General features: G+C 61.9%; 14 protein-coding genes. 9 read left to right on the forward strand and 5 right to left on the reverse strand.

Annotated elements, in window-relative coordinates; genetic code table 11:
- Positions 1-18: 18 nt before the first annotated feature.
- Entirely contained in the window at positions 19-666 is a 648-nt protein-coding gene (gene rnt / locus AK81_RS06335) for a ribonuclease T (protein ID WP_217435874.1), read from the forward strand.
- A gap of 159 nt (positions 667-825) precedes the next feature.
- Here rnt and AK81_RS06340 read toward each other — a convergent pair whose 3' ends face one another.
- Positions 826-1,428, reverse strand: coding sequence for a peroxiredoxin (locus AK81_RS06340; protein WP_043197598.1), 603 nt, complete (start codon positions 1,426-1,428; stop codon positions 826-828).
- Between the two features lie 223 nt (positions 1,429-1,651).
- Between AK81_RS06340 and AK81_RS06345 the strand changes: the two genes are divergently transcribed.
- Together AK81_RS06345 and bfr are read left to right on the forward strand one after the other, a co-directional pair.
- Positions 1,652-1,870, forward strand: coding sequence for a bacterioferritin-associated ferredoxin (locus AK81_RS06345; protein ID WP_016488781.1), 219 nt, complete (start codon positions 1,652-1,654; stop codon positions 1,868-1,870).
- A 200-nt stretch (positions 1,871-2,070) separates the two neighbouring features.
- Positions 2,071-2,544, forward strand: a complete 474-nt coding sequence (gene bfr, locus AK81_RS06350; RefSeq protein WP_019096555.1) for a bacterioferritin — start codon at positions 2,071-2,073, stop codon at positions 2,542-2,544.
- 57 nt (positions 2,545-2,601) lie between these two features.
- Here the strand turns inward: bfr and grxD are convergent, their stop codons facing one another.
- Entirely contained in the window at positions 2,602-2,937 is a 336-nt protein-coding gene (gene grxD, locus AK81_RS06355) for a Grx4 family monothiol glutaredoxin (RefSeq protein WP_012313029.1), read from the reverse strand.
- Positions 2,938-3,028: 91 nt separating this feature from the next.
- On the reverse strand, positions 3,029-5,137 hold the full coding sequence (locus tag AK81_RS06360; protein ID WP_043197603.1) for a molybdopterin-dependent oxidoreductase: 2,109 nt from the start codon (positions 5,135-5,137) through the stop codon (positions 3,029-3,031).
- A 374-nt stretch (positions 5,138-5,511) separates the two neighbouring features.
- On the opposite strand from AK81_RS06360, the gene argF reads away from it, so the two are divergent.
- Both argF and AK81_RS06370 read left to right on the forward strand, forming a co-directional pair.
- Entirely contained in the window at positions 5,512-6,432 is a 921-nt protein-coding gene (gene argF, locus AK81_RS06365) for an ornithine carbamoyltransferase (RefSeq protein ID WP_016498209.1), read from the forward strand.
- Positions 6,429-7,538 carry an ABC transporter ATP-binding protein gene (locus AK81_RS06370; RefSeq protein WP_043197605.1) on the forward strand — a complete coding sequence of 370 codons (1,110 nt, stop codon included), beginning with the start codon at positions 6,429-6,431 and terminating at the stop codon, positions 7,536-7,538. The genes argF and AK81_RS06370 overlap by 4 nt, the downstream gene beginning before the upstream one ends.
- A gap of 38 nt (positions 7,539-7,576) precedes the next feature.
- Here the strand turns inward: AK81_RS06370 and ybaK are convergent, their stop codons facing one another.
- Positions 7,577-8,047, reverse strand: coding sequence for a Cys-tRNA(Pro) deacylase (gene ybaK / locus AK81_RS06375; RefSeq protein WP_012273891.1), 471 nt, complete (start codon positions 8,045-8,047; stop codon positions 7,577-7,579).
- A gap of 303 nt (positions 8,048-8,350) precedes the next feature.
- On the opposite strand from ybaK, the gene AK81_RS06380 reads away from it, so the two are divergent.
- The 4 genes from AK81_RS06380 (at position 8,351) to glpD (ending at position 13,662) form a co-directional block, all read left to right on the forward strand.
- On the forward strand, positions 8,351-9,202 hold the full coding sequence (locus AK81_RS06380; RefSeq protein WP_016498207.1) for an MIP/aquaporin family protein: 852 nt from the start codon (positions 8,351-8,353) through the stop codon (positions 9,200-9,202).
- Positions 9,203-9,253: 51 nt separating this feature from the next.
- Entirely contained in the window at positions 9,254-10,753 is a 1,500-nt protein-coding gene (gene glpK / locus AK81_RS06385) for a glycerol kinase GlpK (RefSeq protein ID WP_043197607.1), read from the forward strand.
- 449 nt (positions 10,754-11,202) lie between these two features.
- Positions 11,203-11,958: a DNA-binding transcriptional repressor GlpR gene (gene glpR / locus AK81_RS06390; protein WP_043197608.1), complete on the forward strand. Its 756-nt coding sequence runs from the start codon at positions 11,203-11,205 to the stop codon at positions 11,956-11,958.
- 174 nt (positions 11,959-12,132) lie between these two features.
- The gene (glpD, locus tag AK81_RS06395; protein ID WP_043197610.1) at positions 12,133-13,662 is read left to right on the forward strand and encodes a glycerol-3-phosphate dehydrogenase; all 1,530 of its coding nucleotides are present in this window, start codon (positions 12,133-12,135) and stop codon (positions 13,660-13,662) included.
- A 33-nt stretch (positions 13,663-13,695) separates the two neighbouring features.
- Here the strand turns inward: glpD and AK81_RS06400 are convergent, their stop codons facing one another.
- A complete protein-coding gene (locus AK81_RS06400) occupies positions 13,696-17,826 on the reverse strand; it encodes an NEL-type E3 ubiquitin ligase domain-containing protein (RefSeq protein ID WP_043197614.1) in 4,131 nt (1,376 codons plus the stop codon).
- Positions 17,827-17,932: the final 106 nt, after the last annotated feature.

Consider the following 17,932-nt stretch of genomic DNA (forward strand, 5'->3'; position numbering starts at 1 on the left):
GAACTCTACGAAGACGACATGGACACCCAGGGCAGCAGCGGTTCGCGCCACCCGATGGCCGAACGCTTCCGCGGCTACCTGCCGGTAGTGGTGGATGTCGAGACAGGTGGTTTCAACAGTGCCACCGATGCCCTGCTGGAAATTGCCGCCGTCACGATCGGCATGGACGAGAAAGGTTTCCTGTTCCCCGAGCACACCTACTTCCATCGGGTGGAGCCGTTCGAGGGCGCCAATATCGAAGCCGCCGCGCTGGAGTTCACCGGCATCAAGCTGGACCACCCGCTGCGCATGGCCGTGAGCGAGGAAAGCGCGCTGACCGACATCTTCCGCGGCGTACGCAAGGCACTCAAGGCCAATGGCTGCAAGCGGGCGATCCTGGTCGGCCACAACAGCAGCTTCGACCTGGGCTTCCTCAATGCGGCGGTGGCGCGCAACGACCTGAAGCGCAACCCGTTCCACCCGTTCTCGAGCTTCGACACCGCGACCCTCGCGGGCCTGGCGTATGGCCAGACCGTGCTTGCGCGTGCCTGCCAGAGCGCAGACATCGACTTCGACGGGCGTGAGGCACATTCGGCGCGTTATGACACCGAGAAGACGGCCGAGCTGTTCTGCGGCATCGTCAACCGCTGGAAAGAGATGGGCGGCTGGCGCGATTTCAACGATTGATCTGCAAAAGTATTCGCGGGCATGCCCGCTCCCACACGTTCACCTTTGCCTTCAGGCATGCAGAGAACCTGTGGGAGCGGGCGGGCCCGCGAAGAGGCCGGCACAGAACGGCACAAAAAAACCGGCCATGAAGGCCGGTTTTTTTATGCGAGCGGCAATTTACAGCTTGCCGGCGTTCTCGCTCAGGTAGGCAGCAACGCCTTCTGGCGAAGCGTTCATGCCTTTGTCGCCTTTTTTCCAGTTGGCAGGGCAGACTTCGCCGTGCTCTTCGTGGAACTGCAGGGCGTCAACCAGGCGCAGCAGCTCGTCCATGTTACGGCCCAGTGGCAGGTCGTTGACGATCTGCGAACGGACAACACCGTTGGTGTCGATCAGGAAGGCGCCACGGAAGGCCACGCCGCCTTCGGACTCGACGTCGTAGGCTTTGCAGATTTCGTGGGTGATGTCGGCAGCCAGGGTGTACTTGACCTGACCGATGCCACCGTTGTTCACCGGGGTGTTACGCCAGGCGTTGTGGGTGAAGTGCGAGTCGATCGACACGCCGATCACTTCCACGTTGCGCGACTGGAAGTCCGGGATGCGGTTGTCCAGGGCGATCAGCTCGGACGGGCAGACGAAGGTGAAGTCCAGCGGGTAGAAGAACACCAGGCCGTACTTGCCCTTGATGGCCGAAGCCAGGTTGAAGCTGTCGACGATCTCGCCATTGCCCAGCACGGCAGGAACGGTGAAATCGGGGGCTTTCTTACCAACGAGTACGCTCATTGTAATCTCCTGATGAGGGTGAAAAACCGTTTGCCGGGCCAGACGGGCTTGCCCGACATCCAACAAAGGCCGACCATCATACACGGCTTCTGATGACAGGCCGAATCCATCAGCAGGCAACCACCGGTCGCTCAAGCACAGCCTTTTCAGAAAGCACTTTGACAAGCATTCTCATTAACATTAAGCTCCAATCCATCGACTCAACCCGCGATGGTCAGCCCTTATGTATGTGTGTCTTTGTGTCGGCGTCACCGACGGACAGATCCGCGATGCGATCTATGAAGGATGCTGCAGTTACAAGGAAGTGCGAGCCGCGACCAATGTCGCAAGCCAGTGTGGCAAATGCGCCTGTCTGGCCAAGGAAGTGGTCCGTGAGACCCTGACCGAGCTTCAGGTCAGCCAGGCCGCCCTGCCCTACCCCGTGGAATTTACAGCTGCCTGAAAGCCCATATTTCAAAGAACCGGACCTGTGTCCGGTTTTTTTATGCCTTAAATTCAATAAGTTAGCGCTCCAACGCGGTTCACAAACATTCTTATTCCTATTAATTTTCACTTATTATTCAACAACTTAGGTTTGACACTCCTAAGTATCGGGCTCAAACTTCACTGTATTGGCACACTTCTACAGGGCAGGAACCCGTAATGAAAGGCGACGTAAGCGTCATCCAGCATCTCAACAAGATCCTCGGAAACGAGCTGGTCGCGATCAACCAGTACTTCCTGCACGCACGCATGTACGAAGATTGGGGCCTGAACAAACTCGGCAAGCACGAGTACAAGGAATCCATCGACGAGATGAAGCACGCTGACAAGCTGATCAAGCGTATTCTCTTCCTCGAAGGCATCCCTAACGTTCAGGACCTGGGCAAGCTGATGATCGGCGAGCACACCAAGGAAATGCTCGAGTGCGACCTGAAGCTCGAAAAGAAAGGCCTGGTGGACCTGAAGGCAGCCATCGCTCATTGCGAAACCGCTGGCGACTTCGGCTCGCGTGACATGCTCGAAGACATCCTCGAGTCCGAGGAAGAGCACATCGACTGGCTGGAAACCCAACTGGGGCTGATCGACAAGATCACTATCGAAAACTACCTGCAGTCGCAGATGGGCGAAGAGTAATTATTCGCCACATAAAAAAACCCGCGATCAGCGGGTTTTTTTATGCTTGCCGGAAGCTCAGGCTTCGGAAGCCTTGGCTTTGGCAGCAGCGTCCTTGATCAGGGTCTGCAGCTCGCCGTTTTCGAACATTTCCAGCATGATATCGCTACCGCCAACCAACTCACCGGCTACCCACAGCTGCGGGAAGGTCGGCCAGTTGGCATATTTTGGCAGGTTGGCACGGATTTCCGGGTTCTGCAGGATGTCGACGTAGGCGAACTTCTCGCCACAACCCATCACAGCTTGCGATGCCTTGGCCGAGAACCCGCATTGCGGGGCATTCGGCGAGCCTTTCATGTAAAGCAGAATGGTGTTGTTGGCAATCTGCTCTTTGATCGTTTCGATGATATCCATGTAGCACCTCGGCTTAACTTTGCGACGCTGTTGTCGGCACGGTGGCGCATTGTAACGGAAAGCCGAGCAGCGTGCTCGGCCTTGCTGTTCCTTACGCGGCCTCCACCTGCACGGGTACGCCATTGAGCGCAGCGTTGCCGGAAACCTGGTCCCGCAAGCGCTCGTCGGTCAGGTCATTGGCGCTCACCCCGGGCTGCGCGTGGGCGATCTGCATGTGCACGCCCTGACGACCGTGACCGAAGCCATGGGGCAGGCTGACCACACCGGGCATCATGTCCTCGCAGGCTTGCACCTCGACTTCGAGGTCCCCCGTGCGCGAGCGGATACGCACCCGCTGGCCGTCCTGCAATTGTCGCTGTTGCAAGTCTTGCGGGTGCATCAACAGCTGATGGCGAGGCTTGCCTTTCACCAGGCGGTGGAAATTGTGCATCCATGAGTTGTTGCTGCGCACATGGCGGCGACCGATCAGCAGCAGCTCACCCGGCACGGGCGGTGCCAGTTGCGTCAGGCGGTGAAGGTCGTCCAGCAACACCTGGGGTGCCGCTTCGACAGCCTTGCTGGCAGTCGCCAGGCGCGCAGTGAGGTTGCTGCGTAAAGGCCCGAGGTCAAGGCCGTGCGGATGATCGTCCAGTGTTGCCACGCAAAGCCGCCAGGGCGTTGCTTCGCCATAGCGCCCCTTGCGCAAGGCCAGATCGATCATCTGCGCAGGTGTCCAGGTCGGTTTCAATTCAAGCTCGGCACGCCTGGCAAACGCCTGGGCCAGGCCGACGAAGATTTCCCAGTCGTGCAGCGCCCCATCCGGCTTGGCCAGGATCGCCCGGTTGAAGCGGGTGACGTTGCGCACGGCCAGCAAGTTGAAGGTGCTGTCGTAGTGGTCGTTTTCCAGCGCTGTGGTGGAAGGCAGGATCAGGTCGGCATGCCGGGTGGTTTCATTGATGTAGAGGTCGATGCTGAGCATGAACGCCAGGCCTTCCAGTGCCGCATCCAGCTGGCGACCGTTAGGCGTGGACAGCACCGGGTTGCCGGCCACTGTCACCAAGGCGCGTACCTGCCCTTCGCCAGGTGTCAGCATCTCTTCGGCCAGGGCCACCACGGGCAGCTCCCCGCCGTACTCGGGCAAGCCCGACACCCGGCTCTGCCAGGCGTTGAAATGGCCGCCGGAGGTGGTGGCCACCAGGTCGACAGCAGGCTCGGTGCACAACGCGCCACCTTCACGGTCGAGGTTGCCGGTTACCAGGTTGATCAGTTGCACCAGCCAGTGGCAGAGGGTACCGAAGGCTTGGGTGGAAACGCCCATGCGGCCATAGCACACGGCCCTGCCTGCTGCGGCGAAGTCTCGCGCCAGCTGGCGGATCTGCGGTGCGGCAATACCGCAGTGCGTGCTCATGGCTTCGGCGTTGAGCGGTGCAAGCGCTTCGCGCACCTGCTGCAGGCCGTTGACCGGCAAGTGCGAACCCTGCGCCAGCCCCTCCTCGAACAAAGTGTTGAGCAAGCCGCACAACAAGGCCGCATCCCCACCCGGGCGGATGAACAAATGGGTGTCGGCCATGGCAGCCGTTTCGCTGCGCCGAGGGTCCACTACCACCAGGCGCCCGCCCCGGCCACGCAGGGCCTTCAGGCGCTTTTCCACATCTGGCACGGTCATGATGCTGCCGTTGGAGGCCAGCGGGTTGCCGCCAAGAATCAGCATGAAGTCGGTCTGGTCGATGTCAGGAATCGGCAACAGCAGGCCATGGCCATACATCAGGTGGCTGACCAGGTGCTGCGGCAGCTGGTCCACCGAGGTGGCCGAGAAACGGTTGCGTGTCTTGAGCAGGCCGAGGAAGTAGTTGCTGTGGGTCATCAAGCCGTAGTTGTGCACGCTCGGGTTGCCCTGGTACACCGCCACGGCATTGCGCCCGTGAGCCTGCTGGACAGCCCACAGCTTTTCGGCGGCCAGGGCAAAGGCCTCGTCCCAGCCGATGGCCTGCCAGCGCTCACCTACCCGCTTGTGGGGCTGGCGCAGGCGGTCAGGGTCGTTCTGGATGTCTTGCAGGGCCACGGCCTTGGGGCAGACGTGGCCTCGGCTGAACGGGTCCTGGGGGTCGCCCTTGATCGAACTGATCAGCGCCCGCCCGTCGTCCTCATGGCTGACTTCGATGTTCAGCCCGCAGATGGCTTCGCACAGGTGACAGGCACGGTGATGCAGGGTCTTGGTCATGGCCGCCTCTGCCTTGTTGTTGTCGAACAGTGACTATGCGCCCGGCCCCAGCCCGCGGCCAGTGCCCTTCGCCGCGTGAATCCACCGACATCAGGCACACGATTTGCGACAGCCATTTGCCAAATTGCCAGCAAGCCCTGTACAACTCGTGTAGCAAATAAAAAACAGCACAGGCCGACGGGTGAAGACACCCTTTGCAACACCCTTTGCAATCAGACCGCTGTTTCCCCCTTGGCTTCAGGCGACATTTACTTATAGTATTGCGCCTTTCCCTATTTTCGTCCGCCCCGTGCGGCTTACGCCGCAGGTCACTCCCGTTGTCAAAAAAAACCATACGGTCGACCTGCATACCGTTGCAGATAAGGTAGTCAATCATGAGCGCTAGGCACTTTCTCTCCCTGCTGGACTTCACCACCGACGAATTGCTCGGGGTGATCCGCCGCGGCATCGAGCTGAAGGACCTGCGCAAACGAGGCGTGTTGTTCGAGCCCCTGAAGAACCGCGTGCTGGGCATGATCTTCGAGAAATCCTCGACCCGCACCCGCGTGTCGTTCGAGGCTGGCATGATCCAGCTCGGTGGCCAGGCCATCTTCCTGTCGCCGCGCGACACCCAGCTGGGGCGTGGCGAGCCAATCGGTGACAGCGCCATCGTGCTGTCGAGCATGGTCGATGTGGTGATGATTCGTACCCACGCCCACAGCACCCTGACCGAGTTCGCCGCCAAATCGCGCGTGCCGGTGATCAACGGCCTGTCCGACGAGTCGCACCCGTGCCAACTGCTGGCCGACATGCAGACCTTCCTCGAGCACCGCGGCTCGATCCAGGGCAAGACCGTGACCTGGATCGGCGACGGCTTCAACATGTGCAACTCCTATATCGAGGCCGCCAGGCAGTTCGATTTCCAGCTGCGCATCGCCTGCCCCGAAGGCTACGAGCCGGATCAGCGCTTCATGGCGCTGGGCGGTGACCGCGTGCAGATCATCCGTGATGCCAAGGAAGCCGTGCGTGACGCACACCTTGTGGTCACCGATGTCTGGACTTCCATGGGTCAGGAGGAGGAAACTGCACGGCGCCTGGCGCATTTCGCGCCTTACCAGGTCACCCGCGAACTGCTCGACCTGGCGGCACCCGATGTCCTCTTCATGCACTGCCTGCCCGCCCACCGTGGCGAGGAAATCAGCCAGGACCTGCTCGACGACCCCCGTTCGGTCGCCTGGGACGAGGCTGAAAACCGCCTGCATGCACAGAAGGCGCTTCTCGAATTCCTTGTAGAACCGGCTTACCACCACGCATGAGTCAACCCCTACTGCTCAACCTGCGCAACCTCGCCTGCGGCTACGGCGACCAGCGCATCGTCCAGAACCTCAACCTGCACCTGAACGCCGGCGACATCGGTTGCCTGCTGGGTTCATCCGGTTGCGGGAAAACCACCACCCTGCGCGCCATTGCCGGTTTCGAACCGGTACACGAAGGCGAGATCCAGCTGGCTGGCGAGGTCATTTCCCGCGCCGGCTTCACCCTGGCCCCGGAAAAGCGCCGCATCGGCATGGTGTTCCAGGACTACGCGCTGTTCCCGCACCTGACCGTGGCGCAGAACATTGCCTTTGGCATCGCCAAGCACCCACGCCAGGCCGCCGTCATCGAAGAGATGCTCGAACTGGTCAAGCTGGGCGGCCTGGGCGGGCGTTACCCGCATGAGCTGTCTGGCGGCCAGCAGCAACGGGTCGCCCTGGCCCGCGCGCTGGCGCCTGAGCCGCAGTTGCTGCTGCTCGACGAGCCGTTCTCCAACCTTGACGTGGAGTTGCGCCGGCGCCTGAGCCACGAGGTTCGCGATATCCTCAAGAGCCGTGGCACCAGCGCCATCCTGGTTACCCATGACCAGGAAGAAGCCTTTGCCGTCAGCGATCAGGTCGGTGTGTTCAAGGAAGGGCGGCTGGAGCAGTGGGACACGCCCTACAACCTTTACCACGAACCACAGACGCCGTTCGTGGCCAGTTTCATTGGCCAGGGGTACTTCATCCGTGGGCAGATGAGCAGCCACGAGGCCGTCAATACCGAGCTGGGTGAACTGCGCGGCAACCGTGCCTACATCATGGCCCCGGGCAGTTCGGTGGACGTGCTGTTGCGGCCCGACGATATCGTGCACGCACCGGGCAGCGCGCTGCAGGCGAACGTCGTCGGCAAGAGCTTCCTGGGGGCGTCGACCCTGTACCGCCTGCAACTTCCGACCGGCAGCCAGCTGGAAGCGATCTTCCCTAGCCATAACGACCATCAGGTCGGTGAGAGCGTGGGGATTGCAGTGAAGGCCGATCACCTGGTGCTGTTCCCGGTACCGGGCAGTGTGGCGGCGCAGTTGCCGCGGCAGGAGAACGGCGTCCGTCGGTACAGTTCGGCGACCTGATTCAACATCCTTGGGGCCGCTATGCGGCCCCAACAATCTCAGCCTCTGCCGATCCCGGCAAACTTGCCCTGGGTATGCTCGGCCAGCACCGCCGCCGCCAATTCCACTTCCAACCCACGCCGTCCAGCGCTGACATGGATGGTTGCAAAATTCTGCGCTGATTCGTCAATGAACGTACGCAGGCGCTTCTTCTGCCCCAATGGGCTGATCCCACCTACCAGATAACCTGTGGCCCGCTGCGCCGCAGCAGGGTCTGCCATCTCGCATTTCTTTACCCCGGCAGCATGGGCCAGGGCCTTGAGGTCCAGAGTCCCCACCACAGGCACCACCGCCACCAGCAACTCCCCTTTCTCGCTGCTCGCCAGCAAGGTCTTGAACACCTGCTGCGGGTCGAGCCCTAGCTTTTCCGCCGCCTCCAGACCGTAAGACGCCGACTTGGGGTCATGCTCATAACTGTGCACACGGTGCTCGGCGCGATGCTTCTTCAACAGGTCTAGGGCGGGGGTCATGCAAGGGCTCCGGTCTGGGACGGCTCGGCGGCTACTTTAGGACAATTCCCACAGCGCAGCCAGCGCACCGCAATCGCGCACCTCTAGTACGGGGATCCGAAGCCGATTTTAGCGACCATTTCGTGACTGGTCGTTCACTTTCGACCTTTGACATCAGCGTTTCTTGTCTATATTTTTTCGCTTCTGAACAAATGGCGCACTTTTAAGGTGCGTTTCCTGTATTTGCCCGGGGTCAATGGGGATCGACACCGGGCTTTGCTGTCGAGCGCCACGCGCCTCACAACAAAAAAAACGAGGTCATACATGACGACTGCTCTACGCCAACCCACGCTGTCCAGCCAATGCCTGGCCGAGTTTCTCGGCACTGCCCTGCTCATTTTCTTCGGTACCGGCTGCGTTGCCGCGCTCAAGGTCGCCGGCGCCAGCTTCGGCCTGTGGGAAATCAGCATCATCTGGGGCGTCGGCGTGAGCATGGCGATCTACCTCACCGCCGGCATTTCCGGCGCGCACCTGAACCCGGCAGTGAGCATCGCCCTCACCCTGTTCGCCGGTTTCGACAAGCGCAAGCTGCCCTTCTACATGCTGGCCCAGGTATGCGGCGCGTTCTGTGGCGCGGCGCTGGTCTACACCCTGTACAGCAACCTGTTCTTCGATTTCGAACAGGCCCACGCCATGTTGCGCGGTAGCGAAGCCAGCCTGGAGCTGGCCTCGGTGTTCTCCACCTACCCACACCCGTCGCTGTCCACCGGCCAGGCGTTCCTGGTTGAAGTCGTCATCACGGCGATCCTGATGGCCGTGATCATGGCGCTGACCGACGACAACAATGGCCTGCCACGCGGCGCCATGGCCCCGCTGCTGATCGGCCTGCTGATCGCCGTGATCGGCAGCGCCATGGGCCCGCTGACCGGCTTTGCCATGAACCCTGCCCGCGATTTCGGGCCAAAACTCATGACGTTCCTGGCCGGTTGGGGCGAAATCGCCTTCACTGGCGGACGGGACATACCGTATTTCCTGGTTCCGGTGTTCGCACCGATCCTTGGCGCTTGCCTGGGTGCCGCGACTTATCGCGGCCTGATTGCCCGCAACTTGCCAATGGCAGCTGCCGCGAACCCTGAGACAAATGACAATCGCCAGGGCGATACTCAAGCCAATTGATGCCGGCAACACGCCCAGCCCTGACCTCCTATTCTCGCAAGGCCTACGACCATGACAGACACCCAGGACAAGAACTACATCATCGCCCTGGACCAGGGCACCACCAGTTCGCGTGCCATCATTTTCGACCGCGACGCTAACGTGGTGGGCACCTCCCAGCGCGAGTTCGCCCAGCACTACCCGCAGGCGGGCTGGGTCGAGCACGACCCGATGGAAATCTTCGCCACGCAGAGCGCGACCATGGTCGAGGCCTTGGCCCAGGCAGGCATCAGCCATGCCCAGGTAGCCGCAATCGGCATCACCAACCAACGCGAAACCACCGTAGTGTGGGACAAGGAAACCGGCCGCCCGGTTTACAACGCCATCGTCTGGCAGTGCCGCCGCAGCACCGAGATCTGCGCGCAGCTCAAGCGCGACGGCCATGAAGACTACATTCGCGACACCACCGGCCTGGTCACCGACCCGTACTTCTCCGGCACCAAGCTGAAGTGGATCCTCGACAACGTCGACGGCGCGCGCGAACGCGCCGAGCGTGGCGAACTGTTGTTCGGCACCATCGATACCTGGCTGATCTGGAAGTTCTCGGGCGGCAAGGTGCACGTCACCGACTACACCAATGCCTCGCGCACACTGATGTTCAACATCCATAGCCTGGAGTGGGACGACAAGCTGCTGGAAATCCTCGGCATCCCGCGGCAGATGCTGCCCGAGGTTCGTTCCTCTTCAGAAGTGTACGGCCAGACCAAGAGCGGCATTGCCATCGCCGGGATCGCGGGGGACCAACAGTCGGCACTGTTCGGCCAGATGTGCGTCGAGCCCGGCCAGGCCAAGAACACCTACGGCACCGGCTGCTTCTTGCTGATGAACACCGGCGAGCAGGCGGTAAAGTCGTCCCACGGCCTGCTCACCACCATCGCCTGCGGCCCGCGTGGCGAGGTGGCCTATGCGCTGGAAGGCGCGGTGTTCAACGGTGGATCCACCGTGCAGTGGCTGCGTGACGAGCTGAAAATCGTCAACGATGCCCTGGATACCGAATATTTCGCCAGCAAGGTCAAGGACAGCAACGGCGTCTACCTGGTGCCGGCTTTCACCGGCCTGGGTGCCCCCTACTGGGACCCCTATGCCCGTGGCGCGCTGTTCGGCCTGACCCGTGGCGTGAAGGTGGACCACATCATCCGCGCCGCGCTGGAGTCGATCGCCTACCAGACCCGCGACGTGCTCGATGCCATGCAGCAGGACTGCGGCCAGCGCCTGTCCGAGCTACGTGTGGACGGTGGTGCGGTAGCCAACAACTTCCTCATGCAGTTCCAGGCCGACATCCTCGGTACCTGCGTAGAACGCCCGCAAATGCGCGAAACCACGGCCCTGGGCGCCGCCTACCTGGCCGGCCTGGCTTGCGGCTTCTGGAGCGGCCTGGAGGAATTGCGCGACAAGGCAATCATCGAGCGCGAGTTCAGCCCGCAACTGGATGAAGCGCAAAAAGAGAAGCTGTATGCCGGCTGGAAGAAGGCCGTCGAACGTACCCGTGACTGGGAAGATCACGAGGCGTAAAGCCTTCTAAGTTTTGGGGCGCAGCTCAAATCACTGTGGGAGCGGGCAGGCCCGCGAACACCGGCGAAACCGGTGCCATCCACCGCGCTGGATTCTTCGCGGGTAAACCCGCTCCCACAAGGACTGCGCAGGCCTCAGGCTGATGCAGTACCTGTAGGAGCGGCTTCAGCCGCGAACACCGGCGAAGCCGGTGCCATCCACCGCGCAGGGTTCTTCGCGGGCATGCCCGCTCCCACAGGGACCGCGCAGGCTTCAGGCTTGTGCAGTACCTGTAGGAGCGGCTTTAGCCGCGAACACCGGCGAAGCCGGTGCCATCCACCGCGCTGGATGCTTCGCGGGTGAACCCGCACCCACAACGACCATGCGCCAATGCGCCATGGTCCACTGGCCGTCACCCCCTTCCTACGGCATCATTGCAGAATTTGTCCGGCTGCCCCAAAGGACCGCCCATGAATCTGCCCCCCCGCCAACAACAAATCCTCGAACTGGTGCGCGAGCGCGGTTACGTCAGTATCGAAGAAATGGCGCAGCTGTTCGTCGTGACACCGCAGACCATCCGTCGAGATATCAACCAGCTTGCCGAACTCAACCTGCTTCGCCGTTACCACGGTGGCGCGGCGTATGACTCGAGCATCGAGAACACGGCCTACGCCATGCGTGCCGACCAGATGCGCGATGAAAAGCAGCGCATCGCCGACGCCGTGGCCCTGCAGATTCCCGACCATGCCTCGGTGTTCATCAACATCGGCACCACCACCGAGTCCATCGCCCGCGCACTGCTCAACCACAACCACCTGAAGGTCATCACCAACAACTTGCACGTGGCGGCGATCCTGGCCGCCAAGGACGATTTCGAAGTGCTGGTGGCCGGTGGCACGGTGCGCCGCGACGGCGGTGTGGTCGGCCAGGCCAGCGTCGACTTCATCAACCAGTTCAAGGTCGATTTCGCCCTGGTGGGCATCAGCGGTATCGACGAGGACGGCAGCCTGCTCGACTTCGACTACCAGGAAGTGCGGGTTTCCCAGGCGATCATCGCCAATGCCCGGCAAGTGATCCTCGCCGCCGACTCCAGCAAGTTCGGGCGCAATGCCATGGTGCGCCTGGGTTCGATCAGCCTGGTCGACTGCCTGGTGACCGACCAGGCGCCAACCCCCGCCCTCTCCCAGTTGCTCAACCAGTACAAGATTCGCCTCGACGTAGTTTGAGCCGCAAGCGGGCCGCCCTGCGGCCCGACATTTTCGAAAATGTTCACTTTATTGTCATCTGATCAGTTTTTTCTATAAAGACTGACTGGCGATAGGCTTTCTGTTGCGCTAGTATTTTCGGAAACGAACATCAATGTTCATATTCGATGTGAACAGCCCCAGGAGGCCTTGCCCGTGTCCCAGCCCGTTTCGTCCCAGCCACCACTCGCCGACTGCTATGACCTCGCCGTGATCGGCGGTGGCATAAATGGCGTGGGCATCGCTGCCGACGCCGCTGGCCGTGGCCTGAAGGTGTTCCTTTGCGAAAAGGATGACCTTGCCCAGCACACCTCGTCGGCCAGCAGCAAGCTGATCCACGGTGGCCTGCGCTACCTGGAGCACTACGAGTTCCGCCTGGTACGCGAAGCATTGGCCGAGCGTGAAGTGCTGTTGGCCAAGGCCCCGCACATCGTCAAACCCATGCGTTTCGTGCTGCCGCACCGCCCGCACCTGCGCCCGGCCTGGATGATCCGCGCCGGCCTGTTCCTGTATGACCACCTGGGCAAACGCAAGCGCCTGGGCGCATCGCGCAGCCTGCGCTTTGGCCCGGGTTACCCGCTCAAGCCTGCGATCACCCGCGGTTTCGAATACGCCGACTGCGCCGTGGATGACGCCCGCCTGGTCGTACTCAATGCCATGGCCGCCCGTGAACATGGCGCGCACATTCACACCCGCACCCGCTGCCTGCGCGCCGAACGGGTCGATGGCCTGTGGCAAGTTGAACTGCAGCATGCCGATGGCAGCCTGCAGAGCATCCGCGCCCGCGCCCTGGTCAATGCCGCCGGTCCCTGGGTCGCCAGCTTCATCAAGGACGACCTCAAGCTCGATGCGCCTTATGGCATTCGCCTGATCCAGGGCAGCCACCTCATCGTGCCGCGGCTGTACGAAGGTGAGCATGCCTACATTCTGCAGAACGAAGACCAGCGCATCGTGTTCTGCATCCCGTACCTGGACCGCTTCACCCTGATCGGCACCACTGACCGCGAGTACAGCGGCGACCCTGCCAAGGTAGCGATTACCGAACAGGAAACCGACTACCTGTTGAAGGTGGTCAACGCGCACTTCAATCATCAGCTGAGCCACGGCGATATCCTGCACACCTATTCCGGCGTGCGCCCGCTGTGCAACGACGAGTCGGACAACCCGTCTGCCGTCACCCGTGACTATACCCTCGCGCTTAGCGCAGCGTCTGGCGAAGCGCCATTGCTGTCGGTGTTTGGCGGCAAGCTGACCACCTACCGCAAGCTGGCAGAGTCGGCCATGAGCGAACTCAAGCCGTTCTTCAGCCAGATGGGCAAAAGCTGGACTGCCGATGCCCCCTTGCCCGGCGGTGAAGACATGAGCACGCCGCAGGCATTGGTCGAAGCGCTGCTGGCACGGCATCAATGGCTGGCAGTGGACATCGCCAAACGCTGGGCGGTGAGCTATGGCAGCCGCACCTGGCAACTGCTGGACGGCGTGCACGGTCCGCAAGACCTGGGCCAGGTAATCGGCGGCGGCTTGTTCACCCGTGAAGTCGACTACCTGCGTGATTGCGAATGGGCTGTCAACGCCCAGGACATCCTGTGGCGGCGCAGCAAGCTCGGCCTGTTCACCAGCGCCAGCGAGCAGCAGGCCCTGGCTGATTACCTGGCGCAAAGCGAGGCGCGCAGCAACGCCGCCTGATCCGGCTGGGGCGACCGCTGTGCGGTTGCCCCCTTAGGCTTCCCGCCCGTACGCCTCCCTCGCCAGTTCCAGGTACAACGCCTGCTCCTGATCATTGAGCGCCTCCATCAAGGCTGCAGCACGCTCCAGGTAGTGCTGCTCCCCCGCCTCACCAACCTCACCCTCGGCTTGCTCCAACTGCTCATGAAACGGTTCGGCCAGGGCTTCGAAACGCTCGGCATAACGATTACGCACATACCCTTGCCAGAACTCGCGCTGCGCCAGCGCCTGGCTCAGCACCTCGCGGTTTTCGCCAGCGAGCACCTGAGCACCCGCGCGCCTTGCGTCAGTGGCGGTTACACGGCTGTGTTCGGGGTAATTCATGGACCGCGGTTGCGCTGGCAGGTCGAGCCGGTCAGCCAAATTGACGCGGTAGGCGAGGTAGACCTCGATATCATCCACGGCAGCATAAGGGTCCCTGCGCAGTTCCTGAATATGCCGGGCGGCAATGCTGTCCACCTGATCCAGGCGATACAGCGAACGCCCCAAACGCAATAAAGTCTGTTCGGCCTGCATGGGAGCACCCTCACCAGGCGAATGCAGGGCAATGTGGGCCCTGACCTCCAGTTGGCTGAGGATCAGCAGCAGCCGGTCCTCACAGGTGCGGCGCCCTTGCGCCTGCCAGAACATGGCTTCGCGCACGTCGGTGTTGTCCGTGCACAGTTCCAGAATCCGCCACACCCTTGCCCGGTAGTAGGTCGGGTGGTCGAGAAAATCGTCGGAACTGGCGAAATCTGCCAGAAAACGAAACAGGTCTGCCGACTGCGGCTCCTCGGCCAGCTGGTTCCAGATCTGCACGCGCCGCGCCCTGACAGGCTCGGTGGCGCTACCCAGCCATTGGTCCTGCAAGCCAGCATCGGCAATAGCGTGATGGTAGGAGTGGCTACGGTTGACAGGCGAATCGCCGAGGCTATCGGCCAGCGACGCCTCGCTCGCTTCGTCCAGCGGGTTGTCATGCAGCGACAGGCGTCTCAGTCGCGCGCCCAGCGCGCGCAGATGCCCGTTCACCTGGCGAATCTGGTTATCACGGATGTCCACCAGGCCCCGCCATGGCATCACATCGTCGCCCGGCAAGGTTTGCAGCTCGGTTGCGCGCAGCGATACCTCACGCAAGTGGCGCAGCCCCGAAAGATCAGGCACCTGGCCCAACGGGTTGTAGTTGAGATCGAGCACCTGGAGCATCGAGAGGCTGGCCAGCCTTTGGCTGCCTTGGGCATCGACACTAATCTGGTTACCCGCCAGATGCAGGCTGCGCAGTTCGGTAAAACGCTCCAGGCCAGCGGGCAAGCTGGTCAATTGGTTATTGCGCAGGTCAAGTTCGCGAAGGTGGGTGAACCTGCGCAGGAAATCCTCATCGACCTGTTCAAGGCTCATGTTGCGCAGAGCCAGGCGCCGAACATGGCCGAACTCTATGCCCTCCGGCAACCTCGGCAGGCTGCCCACCTGTTCGCCATCTATGTGCAGCACAAAGTCGTCACCGGCCAGACCAGCCGTCTTGCGCCGCCAGGCGCGACGAATCTGGTTGGCCACGCGTTGCCGGCGCAGCCCGTCCATGAAACTGACGCGCTGTCGCTGCCAGCTGTCAAGCGCGTCACGCAGGCTTTGCATCTGCCATTGAAGCTGGCTGAGGTGTGCCCACAGGCCGACCCTGCGGTCCGCCAGGTCGCGAAGGTAGGCGTCGAGCTGTGCATCGGTCAACGTCGGGAATATGTCATGTATGCCGCGACGCAGTGCCCGTCGGCTGCTTTCGCCCCCTCCACTCAAGGCGTAACCGATCCGGCCCTCGGCGATTCGCAGCGGCGGGCGATAGCGTTCTGCGACAGGCGCCAGCCCCATCAACTTCGCTGTGCTTGCTCGATCCGAGCTAGCCAGGCGCGCAAGCTGCTCACCGAGTTCGCGGGCGGTGAGCTGACTTCCTCCAAAACTGGCCTTCTGGCCCTCGTCAAGGGTGTGGATCAGGCATGGCAACAGGCCTTGGCCAAGCACTGGCGGCTGGCCATCGGCCAATTGGTACCCCTGCTCGGTGTGGATGATGGTTTTGATCTCGGTAGCACTGGCGGCCCCCTTGGCTGCCAACACGCGCCCGCCTGGCTCCCCGAGGCGAAGTTCGATCCGCACCGAATCTGGCCAAGGTGCCTGGTGAGCGATCCATTCCAGCACCAGTCGCTGGGTATCGGCATTGACTGCACCTTCGTGCTCGAACCCCATCAGGGCACGGTCCACACGGCTCTCGCGCAAGAACCAGCGGGCCCGCTCAGCCATGGCCAGCGGCACCCGGCCGGTGTCCAGCAGGGCCTTGATCTGCGCACCACTGGCCGACGCGAGGATTTCTTCGGCGCCACGCACCGACAGGCCTGGGAATACCTTGATCAGCAAGGCACCAGCAACCGAAGGCGCTCCATGCCCAGCGGCCAGTTCACGTTCGAACGCGCGCCCCCATAATTGGGGCTCTAACGTATGGAGTTCGTAGCGTTCATGGGCATCACGCAGCCGAGCAGGGCTCTTTCCCCCATCAAGGTGAATATGGCGCACGTGGGCCTCTTCAAACCCGGTGATGCGAAGAAGTGTTTCAGCGCTTTGGTCAGAGGTTTCGGCGAAGACACCGTCAAACCTGCGTAAAAGCGGCCCGCCGCCATCCAGGTGATGAGCAGAAGGCGGCCAGTGCGCCAGCCTGGCCCGGCCCTCACCCTCGTGCACGGGCGTCAGCGCATCGACAAACGACACCCGTTCGAGTGCACGGCTTATGCCCACGTGTACGGCACCGACCACGGCGCCGGCTGCCAGGTTCTGCGCTACGCCCATGAGGTGATCCAGCGCCCCCTGGCGATCGCCTATGCGCCAATCCTCATAACCCTTGTAGACCTCGCTGACCACATCTACGGCCGCCACGGCGAGCATCACCTCCCCCAATATCGGAATGAACAGTGCTGCCAGGTTCAACGTATCGAGGCCTGCACTCTTGAGCACCTCCAGCCGCTGATGGCGCTCGATAGCGGTCTCGTCGGCGGTGGGGACCGCGAGGACTCTTGCATCATCCAGCATCTTGTCCACCTGCAAGCCACGCAGGTAGGCAAACAGCGGTGTATCGATGGCGAAATTGCGCCCATCCAGCACAGCAGGTACTCGCACACTGCTGGCTTCGATCAGGCGCTCCAGGGATGCCGTGAACGTCGGCCGGTCGCGTTCACTGATGAAGCGGCTGAAAAACGAACGGTAGTGGGGCGCACGCATGCGCCTGGCCAACCATTGGTACAAAGCCTCCCAGGAAACGTGCTTGGTCACCGGCCGCTGCGGGTCCTGTGGTATCCAGCTGATGATCCCCTCCAGCGGCCCGTCGGCGTGCTCGCGCACCTCAAGCGTGACCATCCCATGGACACGCTTGCCCAGCAGATAAAGCTGACGCGGTGTGACAACACCACTGATGGCAGGCACGACAGGTTTGGCAGCGACCACAGGCAACAAGCGCAGGTAGTCGACTTCGTCCAGCTCGGACTTGATGCGGGCCATGCGCACCGCGACTTCCATCTTGGCTCGCAGCGACTCTTCGAGCATGCGCTTTACCGCTATTTCAGCGAAATCCGGCGACGCAGGCGGGCGGCTTTTCGGAAACAGTTGTGCACGTAACAACTCTTGGTACTGCCCGCCGATATCCAGGTCCCTGCAGCAGCGGGCGAACGCCTCAAACTTGATGGGCAGCTTGACCCCGTCGGCATCCAGCAGGTGCCCACGCCGGTGCAGCGATGGCACCGTCTCGGCCTCATGAAAATTGTGCAGTGCAGCTGTCAGCAACAGCTGTTTGCTAATCAGTGGGCGCATCGGCGTATGCAGGCGCGGCGCGGCACTAGGCATCGGTACTTCCTCCTTGAGGTACACCTGCATACCACGCACGTCAGCATTGGGTAGCCCCAATGGCTTCAAGGCGTCCTTGAGCAACGGCTCGGCAAAGGCCTCCAAACTGGGAATACCGCCCAGCTTGTTCCTGACTTTTTCGGCCACAGCCTGCTGATTGCGCAGCGCGCGGTGAAAGGTCAACAGTTGATCGACATCGGCCGTTTTCAACCAATTCGCCATCTGGCGGGCAATGAAGGCGTCGACGGAATCGGAAGGAATCGGGATCACGGACACGGCAGGAGCTCCAGAAGATGAAGCAGCAAGCTCAACAGTTTGCCTTGCGCGCCTGGTGTTACTTAATGCTGGGGCACCCCATTCAGAGCACCCACACTCGTTCGGA

The organism is Pseudomonas putida W15Oct28 (assembly GCF_000708715.2).
Classification (GTDB): domain Bacteria; phylum Pseudomonadota; class Gammaproteobacteria; order Pseudomonadales; family Pseudomonadaceae; genus Aquipseudomonas; species Aquipseudomonas putida_R.